Source organism: Pseudomonas sp. 31 R 17 (genome assembly GCF_900004915.1).
GTDB lineage: Bacteria > Pseudomonadota > Gammaproteobacteria > Pseudomonadales > Pseudomonadaceae > Aquipseudomonas > Aquipseudomonas orientalis_A.
The window spans coordinates 789,888-804,302 of sequence record NZ_CVTN01000065.1; the positions used below are offsets into that span (position 1 = coordinate 789,888).

The following is a 14,415-nucleotide window of genomic DNA, read 5'->3' on the forward strand; positions in this document are numbered from 1 at the left end:
TTGACACTGGCGCAATAAAAGCCGCGATTTAGCGGTGTCAATTGGCTAAACGGCGCATAAACGCTGTTTGGCGTGATATTCTGCGCGCCGTCTTGAGCTAGGCTTTCCTTGGTGCGTACACCCGTATACGTCCCAGCGGTTGGCTCTCGCCCAGGTAGCTGAAGCCAATAATGATAAGAAGTCAGCGCAGAAGGGACATAACAGTGAGGTCGATCCATCGGCCTTGTGTGCCCACCCTGCAGCCTTGAACAATCAGGGGCGGCAGGGCGGATGGCGTTTTATCATAGGTGCTACTGATGTTTAAAAAAGTAAACACTGCCCTGCTGGGGCTGGCTTTGTCGATGGGGATCACGTCCGTTCACGCGGAAGAGGCAAAGAAAGTCGATGTGCTGCTGATCGGCGGCGGCATCATGAGTGCGACCCTGGGTGTCTGGCTCAATGAGCTGGAACCGGACTGGTCGATGGAGATGGTCGAGCGCCTCGATGGCGTGGCCGAAGAAAGCTCCAACGGCTGGAACAACGCCGGCACCGGTCACTCGGCCCTGGCCGAGCTGAACTACACCCCGGAAGACAAGAACGGCAACGTTGAGATCCCTAAAGCGGTCGAGATCAACGAAGCGTTCCAGATCTCCCGTCAGTTCTGGTCCTGGCAGGTCCAGCAGGGCGTGTTGAAGAACCCGCGTTCGTTCATCAACTCCACACCGCACATGAGCTTTGTGTGGGGCGATGACAACATCAAGTTCCTGAAAAAACGTTATGAAGCGCTGAAGGCGAGCCCGCTGTTCGCCGGCATGCAGTATTCCGAAGACCCGGCGCAGATCGCCAAATGGGTCCCGCTGATGATGGAAGGGCGTGACCCCAACCAGAAAATCGCGGCCACCTGGAGCCCGATCGGCACCGACGTGAACTTTGGCGAAATCACCCGCCAGTTCGTTGCCCACCTGCAAACCACCCCCAAGTTCGACCTGAAACTGTCGAGCGAAGTGCAGGACATCACCCGCAACGACGACGGTTCGTGGCGTGTGAGCTACAAAAACCTGAAAGACGGCACCAAGACTGAAACCGACGCCAAGTTCGTGTTCATCGGCGCCGGCGGCGGTGCCCTGCACCTGCTGCAAAAGTCGGGCATTCCTGAAGCCAAGGAATACGCCGGCTTCCCGGTTGGCGGCTCGTTCCTGGTGACCGATAACCCAACCGTCGCCGAGCAGCACCTGGCCAAGGCCTACGGCAAGGCTTCGGTAGGTTCGCCACCGATGTCGGTTCCGCACCTGGACACCCGCGTGCTGGACGGCAAGCGCGTGATCCTGTTTGGCCCATTCGCCACCTTCTCGACCAAGTTCCTCAAGGAAGGCTCGTACCTGGACCTGCTGACCAGCACCACCACCCACAACATCTGGCCGATGACCAAGGTCGGTATTCGTGAGTACCCACTGGTCGAGTACCTCGCCGGTCAACTGATGCTGTCCGATGACGACCGCTTCAAGGCGCTGCAGGAATACTTCCCGAACGCCAAGCAATCGGACTGGCGCCTGTGGCAAGCCGGCCAGCGTGTGCAGATCATCAAGCGTGATGAAGAGCAGGGCGGCGTGCTGAAACTCGGTACCGAAGTAGTCAGCTCCGCCGACAACTCCATTGCCGGCCTGTTGGGTGCCTCGCCAGGCGCGTCGACCGCAGCTCCGATCATGCTGACCGTGCTGCAAAAAGTCTTCAAGGACAAGGTAGCAAGCCCGGCCTGGCAGGAAAAACTGCACCAGATCGTGCCAAGCTACGGCACCAAGCTGAACGAAAGCCCTGAAGCGGTTGCCAAGGAATGGGCCTACACGGCTGGTGTGCTGCAACTGACGCCACCGCCAGCGATCCCGCAACTGGCTGCTCCACAGGCCACCGAGGCTGCCAAGCCTGCGGCTGAGCCGAGCAAGCCGGCGTCTGATCTGGCGCTGTAAGTAAGGCTTAAGCAAAAGCCCGCTGAACCGGTGACGGTCAGCGGGCTTTTTTGTGTGCGGCGTTCACACCCTGAAGTGCCTGACTTGCTCGTACAGATGCAGCGCCAGTGCATTAGCGGTGTCGCACAGCAGATACAGATGCTGGGCGGGGAGGGCCGGCAGCTCGGTCATGTGTCTCAGCCCTTCGCCCATGCGGCTTTCCTCCATCAGGCCCACGGCCACGCCGCTGCGTACGCAAGCCTCTACCGCCGATGAATTGGGGCTTTCCAGCAGTACGCGATGGTAAACCCCGTGATCTTTCAGCGCTTGTAACGCAGCCGCTCGATACGGGCAACCAGCGATGGGCACGGTGATGGGTAGCGGCGCGTTCGGCGGAGAACTGAACCGCTCGGCTGCCACCCATAGCGGTTGCACCGAGCCCAGGCGCTCACCCTGTGCCAGCGGCCGTGCGCTGACGGTGATGGCCAGGTCCAGTTGGTTTGCCGTGAACAGACTCAGCAGTTCGCCACTGGTGCGCGCTTCGATTTCCAGCTCCAGCAGCGGATTGTCGGCGATCAGTCGTGGCACAAATGCCTGGATGAAGGCGGGCGCGTAAGTGTCGGGCACACCCAGGCGGATCTTCCCCTGCATGCGCTGGGGCATGAGGGCGATCAGAAGGCGGTCGTGGCTTTTGAGAAATTCGCTGGTTTCGTCCAGCAGTTTTCTGCCGTACAGCGTCAGGTCCACGCCCTGGTTGCTGCGGCTGAACAGGCGCTGACCGACCTGGTCTTCCAGTTTCTGAATCTGTGTGGTTACGGTGGAAGCGCTGCGGTGCACGTGCTCGGCCGCTTCGTTGAAGCGACCAAAGCGCGCGACGGCATGAAAGGTACGCAGTAGATCGATATTCAACTGTTTGGCCATGGTTCGACTTTTGCGGATTGATGGTGCAGATTATTCAAATATACAGAAGAGTCTCCTGTCCCTAGCCTTGAAGTCAATCGACTAAGGCTGGAGGGCTGCATGAAGCGATCAACCCTGGGATTGCTGCTGTTGCAAGGGGCGTTTGTCCTGTCATGGAGTTCGGGCTATATCGGCGCCAAGCTCGGCACTCAGGAAGGCGGTGCGTTCAACCTGCTGTTCTGGCGATTCCTGTTGGTATCGTTGTGCCTGGGGCTGTTCCTGAACGTCAGGTTGTTGAAGGTTTCATGGGCGCAGATCCGCCACTACGCGGTGATCGGTTGCCTGTCGCAGTTTCTGTACCTGAGCTGCCTCTATGTGGCGATCCAGAACGGTTTGCCGCCAGGCATTGCGGCAATCATCGCGGCGATGCAGCCGTTGATGACCGCAGCATTGTCGACGGGCAGCGCCACCGAACGCAGCGGCGGTTGGCAATGGGTGGGGCTCGTGATCAGCTTCGCCGGCGTGGCAATTGTGATCGCCGGGCAGTACAGCAATAGCGCAACCGAGGTAGGCCTGGCCATGTATGGGCTGCCACTGGTCTCGGCGCTGGGGCTGACCCTGGCGACGCTGTACGAACGTCGTTCGGTGCAGAGTGAGAATGTTGGTTTGCTCATACCGCTGTTTATCCAATCGCTGCTGAGCCTGATCGGTTTCACCGGCGCTGTGCTGTACACCGATACCTTGAGCATTCCCCACGACACCGACGTACTGGTTTCGATTGTGTGGTTGACGGTGTTTTCCACCTTTGCCGCTTACTTGAGCCTGTGGCAGCTGCTGCGTGTGATGACGGCCACCCAGGTTGCCGCGTTGGTCTACCTGGAGCCTCCGGTCACCCTCGTATGGGCGGCGTTGATGTTCGGCGACAGGATCCATGACTCGACCTACGCCGGCATCGCCGTGGTCATTGCCGGGCTGGTTTTATTGCGCCTGAAGCGACCGACCGTCGAGTGCACGTCTTGAGGCCGGTGGGTTCAGCAATCTGACAGACATCTCCTGTTAAAAATAAACCATGCCCAAGCAGGAGGCCTGGTTGCAACAAAGGGGGATTTCTTACTGATACAGGTGCGGGGCGATTAGGCCCGAGGGTTTTGTATGTTGCTACGTTATGCGGCAATGGCGGCGGTAGTCGTCGCAGCATCCGGGTGTGTGCAAGAGCGTGTCGTGCATGAGCGCAGACCGGTACAACATGAGTATGTAGAAGTTGTTGCACCGCAGCCGCCGCCCGTACAGGTGATCGAAGTCGAACCACCGGTACGCGAAGGTTATATCTGGTCACGCGGTTACTGGCGCTGGCAAGGCGGGCGCTATGTGGCGGTGCACGGCCACTGGGAGCCGGTGCGCGAGGGTTATCGCTATGTGCATCCGCATTGGGTACAGCGCAATGACGGGTATCACTGGCAGGTCGGTGGCTGGATTCGTTGACCGAGCGTCCTCTCCTGCTGTAGGAGCGAGCTTGCTCGCGAAAAAGCCACAGGCGCCGCGTGCTACCTGAATGTTCGCGTAATCGTTGGCGATTTTCGCGAGCAAGCTCGCTCCTGCAAAAGACGACTTAGCCGATACGTTTCATGCCCGTCACCTTGACCGCATTGAGGTCGAAGGTGGCGGTGTATTCGCAACCCGCTGCATGGGCGCAGCGTTCGATCAGGCAGTCCGCAAAGTCTGCCGTGTTCGCCACAAACTTGCGCAGGGCTTGCCAGATGATATCGGCGCGCTCAACCGTGAGCTCGCGAGTGTGCAGCAGGGTTTCCAGCACCATCACCACATCGCTTTTGGCCGACGCATAGCAGGACTGCAGGACCCACACCAACTCCACAACGGTCACCAGGCTGACAAAACCCGGAGACGTAGCGGTGAGTGATTCGATCAGTCTGGACGCCTTGGCTGACTGCATGGGCTCGTCCTGGGTGACGTAGCGCACCAGCACGTTGGTATCCAGGCCGATCATCCGGCGTTTGCTCCCCGGGCCGCGATGGCCTGGTTCATGTCCTCGATGGACACCGCAGTGGCAGGCTTGCGAATCAGACCCTTGAGGTCGGTGACGGTTTTACTCGCGGCAATCATGGAAAACTTGCCGTCTTCCATTTCGACGAATTCCACCCGGTCGCCTGTTTCCAGGCCGAGGGCTGTCCTCACCTGGACGGGAATGGTGATTTGCCCTTTTGAAGTCAGTGTGGCGGTCGCCATAGTGAAGCTCTCCATCGTGATATTCCTTACCTTAGGGTAAGGAATGATGGAGGACAATATCCGTTGGTCCATAGGTTGCTCGCAGGTGTGGTGAGTCGTACTCGAACCCTAGCTCGGACTCTCAATCCCCACACCTTTGGCGATGGGCCAGACCGATACAAACTATGACCGACTGCGCCCTTTCACTGCACCACGCGATAGCACGGCACATACGCCGCGCCGCCCGGCAGCTTCATGCGGTGCTGGGCGACAAACGCTTTGAGCAGCTCGTCCAGCGGTTTCATGATCGCCGGGTCGCCGTGAATCTCGTACGGGCCGTTTTCTTCGATCAAACGAATGCCTTTGTCCTTCACGTTACCCGCCACGATCCCCGAGAACGCGCGACGCAGGTTGGCCGCCAGTTCATGGGGCGGCAGCGCATGGCTCAGTTGCAGGCTGGCCATGTTTTCGTGGGTCGGGTCGAAGGGGCGCTGGAAACCTTCGTCGATCTTCAACAGCCAGTTGAAGTGGAACGCGTCGTTGCGCTCGCGTCGGAACTGCTTCACGGCCTTGAGGCCCAGCGTCATCTGGCGCGCGACTTCGGCCGGATCGTCGATGATGATCTGGTAATGCTTCTGCGCCGCTTCGCCGAGGGTAGCGCCGACGAACGCGTGCAGTTGGTCCAGGTAAGGGGCCGCATGCTTGGGCCCGGTCAGCACCACCGGGAACGGCAGGTCGCGGTTGTCCGGGTGCATCAGGATGCCCAGCAGGTAGAGGAATTCCTCAGCGGTGCCGGCGCCGCCGGGGAAGATGATGACGCCGTGGCCGACACGCACAAAGGCTTCCAGGCGTTTCTCGATGTCCGGCAGGATCACCAGCTCGTTGACGATCGGGTTGGGCGCTTCGGCAGCGATGATGCCCGGCTCGGTCAGGCCCAGGTAGCGGCCACCGGTGATGCGTTGTTTGGCGTGGGAAATGGTCGCGCCTTTCATCGGCCCTTTCATCACGCCGGGGCCGCAGCCGGTGCATACGTCAAGGCTGCGCAGGCCCAGCTCGTGCCCGACTTTCTTGGTGTATTTGTATTCTTCGGTGTTGATCGAGTGGCCGCCCCAGCACACCACGATCTTGGGCTCGACACCCGCGCGCAGCGTACGGGCGTTGCGCAGCAGGTGGAACACGTAGTCAGTGATGCCCTGGGAGTTGCTCAGGTCGATGCGCTGGCTGTCCAGCTCATTCTCGGTGTAGACGATGTCACGCAAGGCGCTGAACAGCATTTCGCGCGTGCTGGCGATCATCTCGCCATCGACGAAGGCGTCGGCGGGCGCGTTGAGCAGTTCCAGGCGTACGCCGCGGTCTTGCTGGTGGATGCGCACTTCAAAGTCTTTGTAGGCATCGAGGATGGTCTTGGCGTTATCGATATGCGCGCCGGTGTTGAGGATCGCCAGGGCGCACTGGCGAAACAGGGCGTAGACGCTGCCGCTGCCGGCTTCACTCAGTTGCTGGACTTCACGTTGTGACAGGGTTTCGAGGCTGCCCTTGGGGCTGACGGCGGCGTTGATGACTTGACGTTGGGGCATTCTGATTCCTTGAAAGCACAGCCACCGCATCCACGACAGGCGCGGTGGCTTGAGAATGATGGGCGCCGTATACGGTCGCACGAGACGGTTATTTACCTCAGGCGCAAGGCCGAGCGCAAATACCGTCCAGCCCCATCATGCCGCAGAACTTACTGGATCAGCTTCCAGTTTTTGTAGAAAACTCGACGCAGGGTGAACACCAGGCCGGCAAAACCGGCGATCACGGCGTTAAGCACGGAGGGCACCCGGGTCGGCCGCACGATATCAATGAACAGGCAGTAACGTTTTGCATCGTTCTTGTTGAAAGACGCATGCATCAGCGTGTCATCGAAGATAAACAGCGGGTCGTCGTGCCAATAGTGCTTGTGCTTGCCCACCTGGATATACACGCCTTCATGGTGCGGCGCCGGCGCCATGTTGTAGAGCACGCGGAACATCATGCGCAGGGGGCCGAAGTGGAACGATGTCGAGCGATTCTCGTTGAACACCGACACGCCGATGGTCTTCACAAATGGCAGTTTCTTGCGCAGTTGCGGGATGTCCAGGGCGGTTTCGATGGGGCGACCGTACCACTGGAAAAACAGCATGCCGCGTTTCTTCTCGGCCATGCGTGCGTCCAGGTAACCGATGATTTCTTCCTTGCGGGCCATGGCGTCGTTAATGACCTGTTGCAGGTCTTCGCGCCAGGCCGGCGGCAGGTCTTGCATGGTGTAGACGTGCCGATTGCGCTTGCTCAACAGGTCGAGCAGGGTGTTGAACGGTGCCAGCACCCAGGTATTGCGGCCGTTGCCGACGAAATATTTCTTGATGGTGCCGCGGTCGTAGAGGCCGTTGCGCAAAAAATCATAAACACCGCAGAACAGCACCAGCAGCAGAAACACCAGGCAGATACGCGGGAAACAGTAGATCAGCAGCAGAACGCCGACGACCCAGGCGAGGGACACCAGCTTTTTGCCGACAGCATTTTTGCTCATGAAACCTGGCTCCAAACTTGAAACATAATGAAACAATATCGTCATGATAGGGGTTTCTGCCGCGCTTGGGCGTTTTAAATAGTTCGAAAAGTGTTAACGCGGTGCACAGTTTGTAACGGTCGTCAGGGTGGGTGGATTGAATTTTGAGAACGGAAGATTTGCGTCTATCGTGACGCTTCGGTTTTTCAGGCGTCATAGACCGGTACGATTGAAGTTGAATGGCCACCATTGGCCTTCGGCACCTTGGAAGAGGCAGAATTTTTATGATCATCAAACCGCGGGTTCGTGGCTTTATCTGTGTGACCGCTCACCCTGTTGGCTGTGAAGCGAACGTCAAGGAGCAGATCGAGTACGTCACCCAAAACGGCGTAATCGAAGGCGGCCCCAAGAAGGTGCTGGTCCTCGGTGCTTCCACCGGCTACGGCCTGGCCGCGCGTATCAGTGCTGCGTTTGGCTGCGGCGCCGACACCCTGGGCGTGTTTTTTGAGAAAGAAGGCGAAGAAGGCAAGCTGAGCTCCGCCGGCTGGTACAACAGCGCGGCGTTCGAGAAGTTTGCCGTGCAAAAGGGCCTGTACGCCAAGAGCATCAACGGCGACGCGTTCTCCGACGAGATCAAGCGCCTGACCATCGACACCATCAAGAAAGACCTGGGCAAGATCGACCTGGTGGTCTACAGCCTGGCCGCGCCACGCCGTACCGACCCGCAAGGCGTGGTGCACACCTCCACCCTCAAGCCGATCGGCAAGGCTGTAACCCTGCGTGGGATCAACACCGACAAGGGCGTGGTGGTCGACACGACGCTGGAGCCGGCAACCCAGGAAGAAATCGACGGCACTGTGAAAGTGATGGGCGGCGAAGACTGGCAGCTGTGGATCGACGCCCTGCGCGACGCCGATGTACTGGCCGAAGGCGCCAAGACCACCGCGTTCACTTACCTCGGCGAAAAGCTGACCCAGGACATCTACTGGAACGGTTCCATCGGCGAAGCCAAGAAGGACCTGGACAAGAAAGTCCTGACCCTGCGCGAAAACCTCGCTGCACTCAAGGGCGACGCCCGTGTGTCGGTGCTCAAGGCTGTGGTCACCCAGGCAAGTTCGGCAATCCCGATCATGCCGCTGTACCTGTCGCTGCTGTTCAAGGTCATGAAAGAGCAGGGCACTCACGAGGGTTGCATCGAGCAGGTCTACGGCCTGTTCAAGGACAGCCTCTACGGCAGCGAGCCAAAGCTGGATGCCGACGGTCGCCTGCGTGCCGACCTGGCCGAGTTGGAGCCAAAGGTCCAGGACGCCGTGGCGGCGCTGTGGAACCAGGTTACCGACGACAACGTCAACGAGATCAGCGATTTTGCCGGCTACAAGGCTGAGTTCCTGCGCTTGTTCGGTTTCGAAGTCGACGGCGTGGACTACGACGCGGACGTGAACCCGACCGTCAAGATCAACGGTCTGGTCCAGGCGTAAATGATGTGATTGGCAGCGGCCTGGATCACAAAGTGATCAGGCTGCTGTTTGCCCGAGTTTGAGTTGAATAAGGTTTTGCGCGCGGATGAAGTCAGGCCGTCGCACCTCGACCACTTCTTTCTCCCAGAGTGGATTCAACGGCAAATGATAGCCGCTGTCCTTGGCGGTTTTAATGAAATCGGCCATTTCCCTGGCGTCGCGGATGATGCTGATTTCGTCGAATCTACCCAGTTTCGCCGGCAGGAAAAATGTTGCCGGGTAGTTCGCGGTTACCTCCGTTGCCGGGCTGCCTGAATCCGCATTGTGGTGAACCACTCGCTCTGCGTCACCGACCAGTTTCTGGTTGATGATGCCTATCATCTGCTTCAGTCGTGACGTGGCATTGCCGAGATGGGGATCCTCTTTCTGGTAGAAATTGGCCGCGCTTGCAAAGTCTGCGAGCAGTTTCTGCGGAACCTGTTTGTATCGATTGAGTCGTTCCTTGAACACGCTGTGCGCGACATCCGGTACGGGGAGCTTATCCTGGGGCCCGAAGTCACTCAGGTGCGGCGCGACCATATGCAGATCGTAATCGGCGGTCAAAGGCTTGCCCTCTGCCTGCTTGGCCAGCACTTCAAGCGGCTTGTCCTGGTGGGTGATCAGATAGGTGTCGGCGGCGGGCGAAGCGCAACGGGCTTGAAACGTATAGCGTTGCCCGCTCGGCCCTTGGGCGCTGAGGTGCAGCGTACCGTTGGCGTCTTTTGCAGACAGCTCAGTGATAGCGCCCAGCTTCACCAATTCGTTAAGGCGGCCGCGCGAGAGTTTCAGCGGGATCGGGACTGCATGGCCTTGCTCGACACAATCCAGGATCTGCGCGTTGGCCTTTGCGACTTTCTCCGGCGCGCTCTCCAGCTTGCTGAGTGCCTGGTCGGAACAGATCAGACCGGCCTGCGGCCCCCAGTTGGCACTTTTGCCCTTGATGTGAAAATCCTTGGTGGGGTGTCCGGCTTCTATCAGTCCGGTAGCCACGGACTCGACTGGGCGTATGCCGATGATGGAGTTGGTGGTCGCCGCGATCTGTTGCAAGGGTTCAAGGTGGCTTGAAACTATTCCTGTTTGCTCTTTTACCCGCTCGATCAGGGGGGTGTGCAGGCTGTCGAATTCCCCGGCACCTGCGTTTTTCTGAAGGGACTGTTTGCGGTGCAAGGCTTCCATGCTGAGTGCGGAGGGTGATGTAACACTGAGACTCCTGGTTTTCATCGGAATACCTCTACGTCACGTCTAGCGGCAATGTTGGATGATTCCGTTCAGTCACAGTTCTCCTTGACAGGGCTGACAGTAAAAGAGATTGGCCCCTTACGCAGAGGTGTGGTGAATTTTCAGAACGATCCTACACGTGCTTGCCTTCTGCTGCGGGTCCTGGGCATGCCAGACTGCCTCACTCATTGTGCAAACGAGAGCAAACCCATGACGATCCGTGCGGTAGTGTTTGATTTCGGTGGCGTGTTGTTTGACTGGAGCCCGCAGCATCTGTATCGCAAGTTGATTGCCGACGAGCAGGAACGGCAATGGTTTCTCGAGAATATCTGCACCCAGGCCTGGAACACCGAGCAGGATGCCGGCCGAACCCTGGCTGAAGGCACCCGCAGCCTGATTGCCCAACATCCTGAACACCGGGCCTTGATCGAGGCTTATTACGCGCGCTGGCACGAAATGTTGCGTGGTGCGTTGCAGGAAGGGGTTGCGATTCTCACCGCGTTGCATCAGGCCAATATGCCCTTGTTCGGGCTGACCAACTGGTCGGCGCAAACCTTTCCCTATGCCCTTGAACGCTACCCGTTCCTGCAATTGTTCCGCGATATCGTCGTCTCCGGCCAATTGAAACTGATCAAGCCGGACCCGGCGATCTACCAGGCCAGTCTTGCGCGGATCCGTGCCCATCTGCCGGACATCCAGCCCAATGAGGTGGTGTTCATTGATGATGTCGTCGGCAATGTCGACGCGGCCATCGCCCTTGGCTGGCAGGGCATCCACCATGTGTCGGCCGAGCGCACCGCCGCGCATCTGCGTGAACGGGGCGTGGCGTTCTAGCGCGCCCACTTCTCCATGACAAAATCGACGAAGGCCCGCAGCTTGGGCAGGCGATAACGGTCCTGGCGATACAGCAGGTGCATGGGCCGGCTGGGCAGTTTGTAGCCGGTCAGCAAGGCGACCAGCTTGCCGCTCTCCAGGTCCGGTTGCACCAGGGCATCCGCCAGCATGATGATGCCCATGCCGTTTACCGCCGCCTGGCGCAAGCCCTGGGAGCTGTTGATGGTCAATGCGCCGGCCACCGGCACCTCTACCTCGCCCGCGTCCCCGGTCATGCGCCACAGTTTGTCGGTGTCGCGCCAGTTGTCGGTCGCAGGGTAGGCGAAGGCCAGGCAGTCGTGTTGCTGCAGGTCAGCCGGCGTCTGCGGCGTGCCACGCCGCGCCAGGTACGCAGGGGACGCGCAGAGGGTGAGGGTGTAGGCCTGCAGGGGCCTGGCGATCACGCTGGAGGCTTCCAGTTCGCCGAGACGGATCGCCACGTCGAAGCCGCTGTCGACCAGGTCCATCCGCTCATTGCTCAGCACCACGTACAGGTCGATCAGCGGGTAGCGCTGGGAAAACTCGCTCAAGGCCGGCACGAGACGTTCGGTGCCGAACACAGGCGGCGCGGTGATACGCAGGGTGCCTTTGGGGGCTTCGCTGTGAATCTGCTCCGCCAGTAGCTCGGAGTCTGCCACCAGCCCCAGCACTTCCAGACAGCGCTGATAATACTGCCCGCCAAATTCGGTAAGGTTCTGTTTGCGGGTGGTGCGTTTGAGCAAACTGACGCCCAGTCGTTGCTCAAGCGCCCGCAGATGGTTGCCGACCATGGTGGTCGACATCCCGCACTCGTGCGCGGCGGCGGTCATGCTGCCGGTCTCGACGACTTTCACGTACACCGACATGGCCTGGAACAGATCCATTATCAAGTCCTGGTTTAAAGTAATTGCAGTAATTCGCAGTTTATCCAGCTGTGGTGGCTAACGATACTTAAACACCACAACGATGCACTGGAGCCCGCCCCATGACTGCCGCCTGCCTGATGAGCACCTATCAACCCTTGGCCTTGAGTTTCACCCGTGGTTTGGGCACGCGTCTGTGGGATCAGCACGGCCGCGAATACCTGGACGCGGTTGCGGGCGTGGCCGTGACCAATGTCGGCCATTCCCATCCGCGGCTGGTAACGGCCATCAGCGAGCAGGCCGGCCTGCTGTTGCACACCTCCAACCTCTATAGCATTGACTGGCAACAGCGTCTGGCCCGGCGCCTGACCCAGCTGTCCGGGCTGGACCGCGCGTTCTTCAACAATTCAGGCGCTGAAGCCAATGAAGCAGCGCTGAAACTGGCACGGCTGCATGGCTGGAAAAAAGGCATTGAGCAACCCTTGGTAGTGGTGATGGAGAACGCTTTCCACGGGCGCACGCTGGGCACCATGGCAGCCAGTGACGGGCCGTCGGTACGCCTTGGGTTTCAACGTTTGCCGGGGGATTTTCTGAGGGTGGGTTTTGGCGATCTGGACGCACTGGAACGTATCACCCAGCACTGTGGCGCGCGTATCGCCGCCGTGCTGTTGGAGCCGATCCAGGGTGAAAGCGGTGTATTACCGGCACCGCCCGGCTATCTGAAAGCGCTGCGCGATCACTGCACGCGCCACGGCTGGCTGATGATGCTCGACGAAATACAAACCGGCATTGGCCGTACGGGTGCCTGGTTCGCCTTTCAGCACGAGGGCATTGTCCCCGACGTAATGACCCTGGCCAAAGGCCTCGGCAACGGCATACCGATCGGCGCCTGCCTGGCCCGCGCCGGCGTCGCCGAATTGTTCACGCCGGGCAGCCATGGCAGCACCTTTGGCGGCAACCCGCTGGCGTGCCGTGTCGGTTGCACCGTGCTGGATATTATTCATGAGCAAGGCTTGTTGCAGAACGCTGCCCGCCAGGGCGAACACTTGCTGGATCGCTTGCGCATCGAGCTGGATGGGCACCCGCAAGTGCGGGCGATTCGTGGCAAAGGCTTGATGATCGGGATTGAACTGGCCAGCCCTTATCGCGACCTTGCACACCGTGCCGCCCAGGAGCACGGGCTGTTGATCAACATCACGCGGGGCAAGATCATTCGCCTGTTGCCGCCGTTGACCCTTGATGCCAGGGAAGTCGAGATGATCGTTCGAGCCATCACCCGACTGCTGGACTGAAAGGCAATCAAAATGTGGGAATGCCGTCTGTAGGAGCGAGCTTGCTCGCGAAAAACGTCAACGATAACGCGTGCTTTCTGAATGAACACGGTGTCGGTGAGTTTCTCGCGAGCAACAGCCAGGCGCCCCCTCCCACAGAATTCTGTGCTGCTTTTCAGATTCCATTCAACCACTCCTGATTCAGGGTCTCGGTATCCCCCAGGTACTCCAGCAACCACGCCATGGCCGGCGACAGTTTGTTCTGCGCCCAGGCCACGCAGGATGGGCTGGCCGGGAAGGGGCGGTGCAGCTGCAGCGCCACCAACTCGCCGCGCTCGATCCACGGCAGCACCTGATGCGCCGGGGCCATGCCGACGCACAAACCATCGCGCAGGCAATCGAGCGCCGAGGACCAGTTGGGCACCACCAGGCGGCGCTGGTTATCCAGGGTCCAGGTGTCCCGCTTGGGCAGGTTGCGCGAGGTGTCGGTCATGCACAGTGAGGCAAAGGGGCGCAGTTGATCGTCACTGAGCAGGCCGCTGACTGCTGCCAGGGGATGTCTGGCGCTGACCACGCACAACCAGTTCAACAAGCCCATGTCACGAAAGCTGAAGTGGCTGGCCACCGGCACCGCGCTGGTGGCGCCGATCACAATGTCGGTGCGCTCGTCCGCCAGCGCATCCCACACACCGTTGTACACCTCGTACTCCAGCAGCAATTCCACGTCGGGAAACTGCCGATAGAAGTCCAGCACCAGTTGCCGACAGCGTTGCGGCTTGACGATGGAATCCACCGCCACCTTCAATTGGCCGCTCCAGCCATTGGCCACTTGCTGGCACAGGCGCCGGGTGCCGAGCATTTTTTTCATCACCCCGCGGGCTTCGTCGATAAACAGGCGGCCGGCGGGCGTCAGCTCCACGTCACGGTGGCGCCGTACAAACAGCGGCACGGCCAGCCACTCTTCGAGCTGACGCACCGTGTAGCTGATGGCCGACGGCACGCGATGCAGTTCCTGGGCGGCGGCACTGAAACTGCCGTGGCGTGCGACGGCATCGACCACATCCAGGGAGTATTCGGACCACATGGCGTTTGCCTTCAAAATTATTGATAAGACAGTCCAATTATTATCGCTTCACAGGA

General features: G+C 59.7%; 14 protein-coding genes. 6 read left to right on the plus strand and 8 right to left on the minus strand.

Annotated features, from left to right (window positions below):
- Window positions 1-296 precede the first annotated feature (296 nt).
- The gene (gene mqo / locus BFP89_RS15830; RefSeq protein ID WP_065886373.1) at window positions 297-1,943 is read left to right on the plus strand and encodes a malate dehydrogenase (quinone); all 1,647 of its coding nucleotides are present in this window, start codon (window positions 297-299) and stop codon (window positions 1,941-1,943) included.
- 63 nt (window positions 1,944-2,006) lie between these two features.
- Here mqo and BFP89_RS15835 read toward each other — a convergent pair whose 3' ends face one another.
- The gene (locus BFP89_RS15835; RefSeq protein ID WP_065886375.1) at window positions 2,007-2,843 is read right to left on the minus strand and encodes a LysR family transcriptional regulator; all 837 of its coding nucleotides are present in this window, start codon (window positions 2,841-2,843) and stop codon (window positions 2,007-2,009) included.
- Window positions 2,844-2,942: 99 nt separating this feature from the next.
- Here BFP89_RS15835 and BFP89_RS15840 point away from each other — a divergent pair, with 99 nt between their 5' ends.
- Both BFP89_RS15840 and BFP89_RS15845 read left to right on the plus strand, forming a co-directional pair.
- Entirely contained in the window at window positions 2,943-3,842 is a 900-nt protein-coding gene (locus tag BFP89_RS15840; protein WP_065886376.1) for a DMT family transporter, read from the plus strand.
- Window positions 3,843-3,974: 132 nt separating this feature from the next.
- Complete coding sequence (locus tag BFP89_RS15845; protein WP_065886379.1) at window positions 3,975-4,304, plus strand: YXWGXW repeat-containing protein; 330 nt, start codon at window positions 3,975-3,977, stop codon at window positions 4,302-4,304.
- A 127-nt stretch (window positions 4,305-4,431) separates the two neighbouring features.
- Here the strand turns inward: BFP89_RS15845 and BFP89_RS15850 are convergent, their stop codons facing one another.
- The 4 genes from BFP89_RS15850 to BFP89_RS15865 all read right to left on the minus strand — a co-directional run bounded on the left by BFP89_RS15850 (window position 4,432) and on the right by BFP89_RS15865 (window position 7,596).
- Window positions 4,432-4,827, minus strand: coding sequence for a PIN domain-containing protein (locus tag BFP89_RS15850; protein ID WP_065886383.1), 396 nt, complete (start codon window positions 4,825-4,827; stop codon window positions 4,432-4,434).
- The gene (locus BFP89_RS15855) at window positions 4,824-5,081 is read right to left on the minus strand and encodes an AbrB/MazE/SpoVT family DNA-binding domain-containing protein (RefSeq protein WP_065886384.1); all 258 of its coding nucleotides are present in this window, start codon (window positions 5,079-5,081) and stop codon (window positions 4,824-4,826) included. The genes BFP89_RS15850 and BFP89_RS15855 overlap by 4 nt, the downstream gene beginning before the upstream one ends.
- 167 nt (window positions 5,082-5,248) lie before the next feature.
- Window positions 5,249-6,622 carry a nucleotide 5'-monophosphate nucleosidase PpnN gene (gene ppnN, locus BFP89_RS15860; protein WP_065886386.1) on the minus strand — a complete coding sequence of 458 codons (1,374 nt, stop codon included), beginning with the start codon at window positions 6,620-6,622 and terminating at the stop codon, window positions 5,249-5,251.
- 149 nt (window positions 6,623-6,771) lie between these two features.
- On the minus strand, window positions 6,772-7,596 hold the full coding sequence (locus BFP89_RS15865) for an aspartyl/asparaginyl beta-hydroxylase domain-containing protein (protein ID WP_065886388.1): 825 nt from the start codon (window positions 7,594-7,596) through the stop codon (window positions 6,772-6,774).
- A 263-nt stretch (window positions 7,597-7,859) separates the two neighbouring features.
- Between BFP89_RS15865 and fabV the strand changes: the two genes are divergently transcribed.
- Window positions 7,860-9,053 (plus strand): enoyl-ACP reductase FabV, encoded by a 1,194-nt coding sequence (fabV, locus tag BFP89_RS15870; protein WP_065886389.1) that lies wholly within the window; start codon window positions 7,860-7,862, stop codon window positions 9,051-9,053.
- Window positions 9,054-9,089: 36 nt separating this feature from the next.
- Here fabV and BFP89_RS15875 read toward each other — a convergent pair whose 3' ends face one another.
- Window positions 9,090-10,247, minus strand: a complete 1,158-nt coding sequence (locus BFP89_RS15875) for a CyaA/EF/ExoY family adenylyl cyclase toxin (protein ID WP_242527078.1) — start codon at window positions 10,245-10,247, stop codon at window positions 9,090-9,092.
- Between the two features lie 252 nt (window positions 10,248-10,499).
- Between BFP89_RS15875 and BFP89_RS15880 the strand changes: the two genes are divergently transcribed.
- Window positions 10,500-11,123: an HAD family hydrolase gene (locus tag BFP89_RS15880; RefSeq protein WP_065886390.1), complete on the plus strand. Its 624-nt coding sequence runs from the start codon at window positions 10,500-10,502 to the stop codon at window positions 11,121-11,123.
- Here the strand turns inward: BFP89_RS15880 and BFP89_RS15885 are convergent.
- Window positions 11,120-12,025, minus strand: a complete 906-nt coding sequence (locus BFP89_RS15885; protein WP_065886391.1) for a LysR family transcriptional regulator — start codon at window positions 12,023-12,025, stop codon at window positions 11,120-11,122. The genes BFP89_RS15880 and BFP89_RS15885 overlap by 4 nt on opposite strands.
- Before the next feature lie 101 nt (window positions 12,026-12,126).
- On the opposite strand from BFP89_RS15885, the gene BFP89_RS15890 reads away from it, so the two are divergent.
- Window positions 12,127-13,296: an aspartate aminotransferase family protein gene (locus BFP89_RS15890; protein ID WP_065886392.1), complete on the plus strand. Its 1,170-nt coding sequence runs from the start codon at window positions 12,127-12,129 to the stop codon at window positions 13,294-13,296.
- Between the two features lie 154 nt (window positions 13,297-13,450).
- On the opposite strand, the gene punR is transcribed toward BFP89_RS15890, so the two are convergent.
- Window positions 13,451-14,359 (minus strand): DNA-binding transcriptional activator PunR, encoded by a 909-nt coding sequence (gene punR / locus BFP89_RS15895; protein ID WP_065886393.1) that lies wholly within the window; start codon window positions 14,357-14,359, stop codon window positions 13,451-13,453.
- Window positions 14,360-14,415: the final 56 nt, after the last annotated feature.

Coding starts and splice junctions, on each gene's coding strand:
- mqo (WP_065886373.1), top strand. CDS start 297: ATGTTTAAAAAAGTAAACACTGCCCTGCTGGGGCTGGCTTTGTCGATG.
- BFP89_RS15835 (WP_065886375.1), bottom strand. CDS start 2,843: ATGGCCAAACAGTTGAATATCGATCTACTGCGTACCTTTCATGCCGTC.
- BFP89_RS15840 (WP_065886376.1), top strand. CDS start 2,943: ATGAAGCGATCAACCCTGGGATTGCTGCTGTTGCAAGGGGCGTTTGTC.
- BFP89_RS15845 (WP_065886379.1), top strand. CDS start 3,975: ATGTTGCTACGTTATGCGGCAATGGCGGCGGTAGTCGTCGCAGCATCC.
- BFP89_RS15850 (WP_065886383.1), bottom strand. CDS start 4,827: ATGATCGGCCTGGATACCAACGTGCTGGTGCGCTACGTCACCCAGGAC.
- BFP89_RS15855 (WP_065886384.1), bottom strand. CDS start 5,081: ATGGAGAGCTTCACTATGGCGACCGCCACACTGACTTCAAAAGGGCAA.
- ppnN (WP_065886386.1), bottom strand. CDS start 6,622: ATGCCCCAACGTCAAGTCATCAACGCCGCCGTCAGCCCCAAGGGCAGC.
- BFP89_RS15865 (WP_065886388.1), bottom strand. CDS start 7,596: ATGAGCAAAAATGCTGTCGGCAAAAAGCTGGTGTCCCTCGCCTGGGTC.
- fabV (WP_065886389.1), top strand. CDS start 7,860: ATGATCATCAAACCGCGGGTTCGTGGCTTTATCTGTGTGACCGCTCAC.
- BFP89_RS15875 (WP_242527078.1), bottom strand. CDS start 10,247: ATGGAAGCCTTGCACCGCAAACAGTCCCTTCAGAAAAACGCAGGTGCC.
- BFP89_RS15880 (WP_065886390.1), top strand. CDS start 10,500: ATGACGATCCGTGCGGTAGTGTTTGATTTCGGTGGCGTGTTGTTTGAC.
- BFP89_RS15885 (WP_065886391.1), bottom strand. CDS start 12,025: ATGGATCTGTTCCAGGCCATGTCGGTGTACGTGAAAGTCGTCGAGACC.
- BFP89_RS15890 (WP_065886392.1), top strand. CDS start 12,127: ATGACTGCCGCCTGCCTGATGAGCACCTATCAACCCTTGGCCTTGAGT.
- punR (WP_065886393.1), bottom strand. CDS start 14,359: ATGTGGTCCGAATACTCCCTGGATGTGGTCGATGCCGTCGCACGCCAC.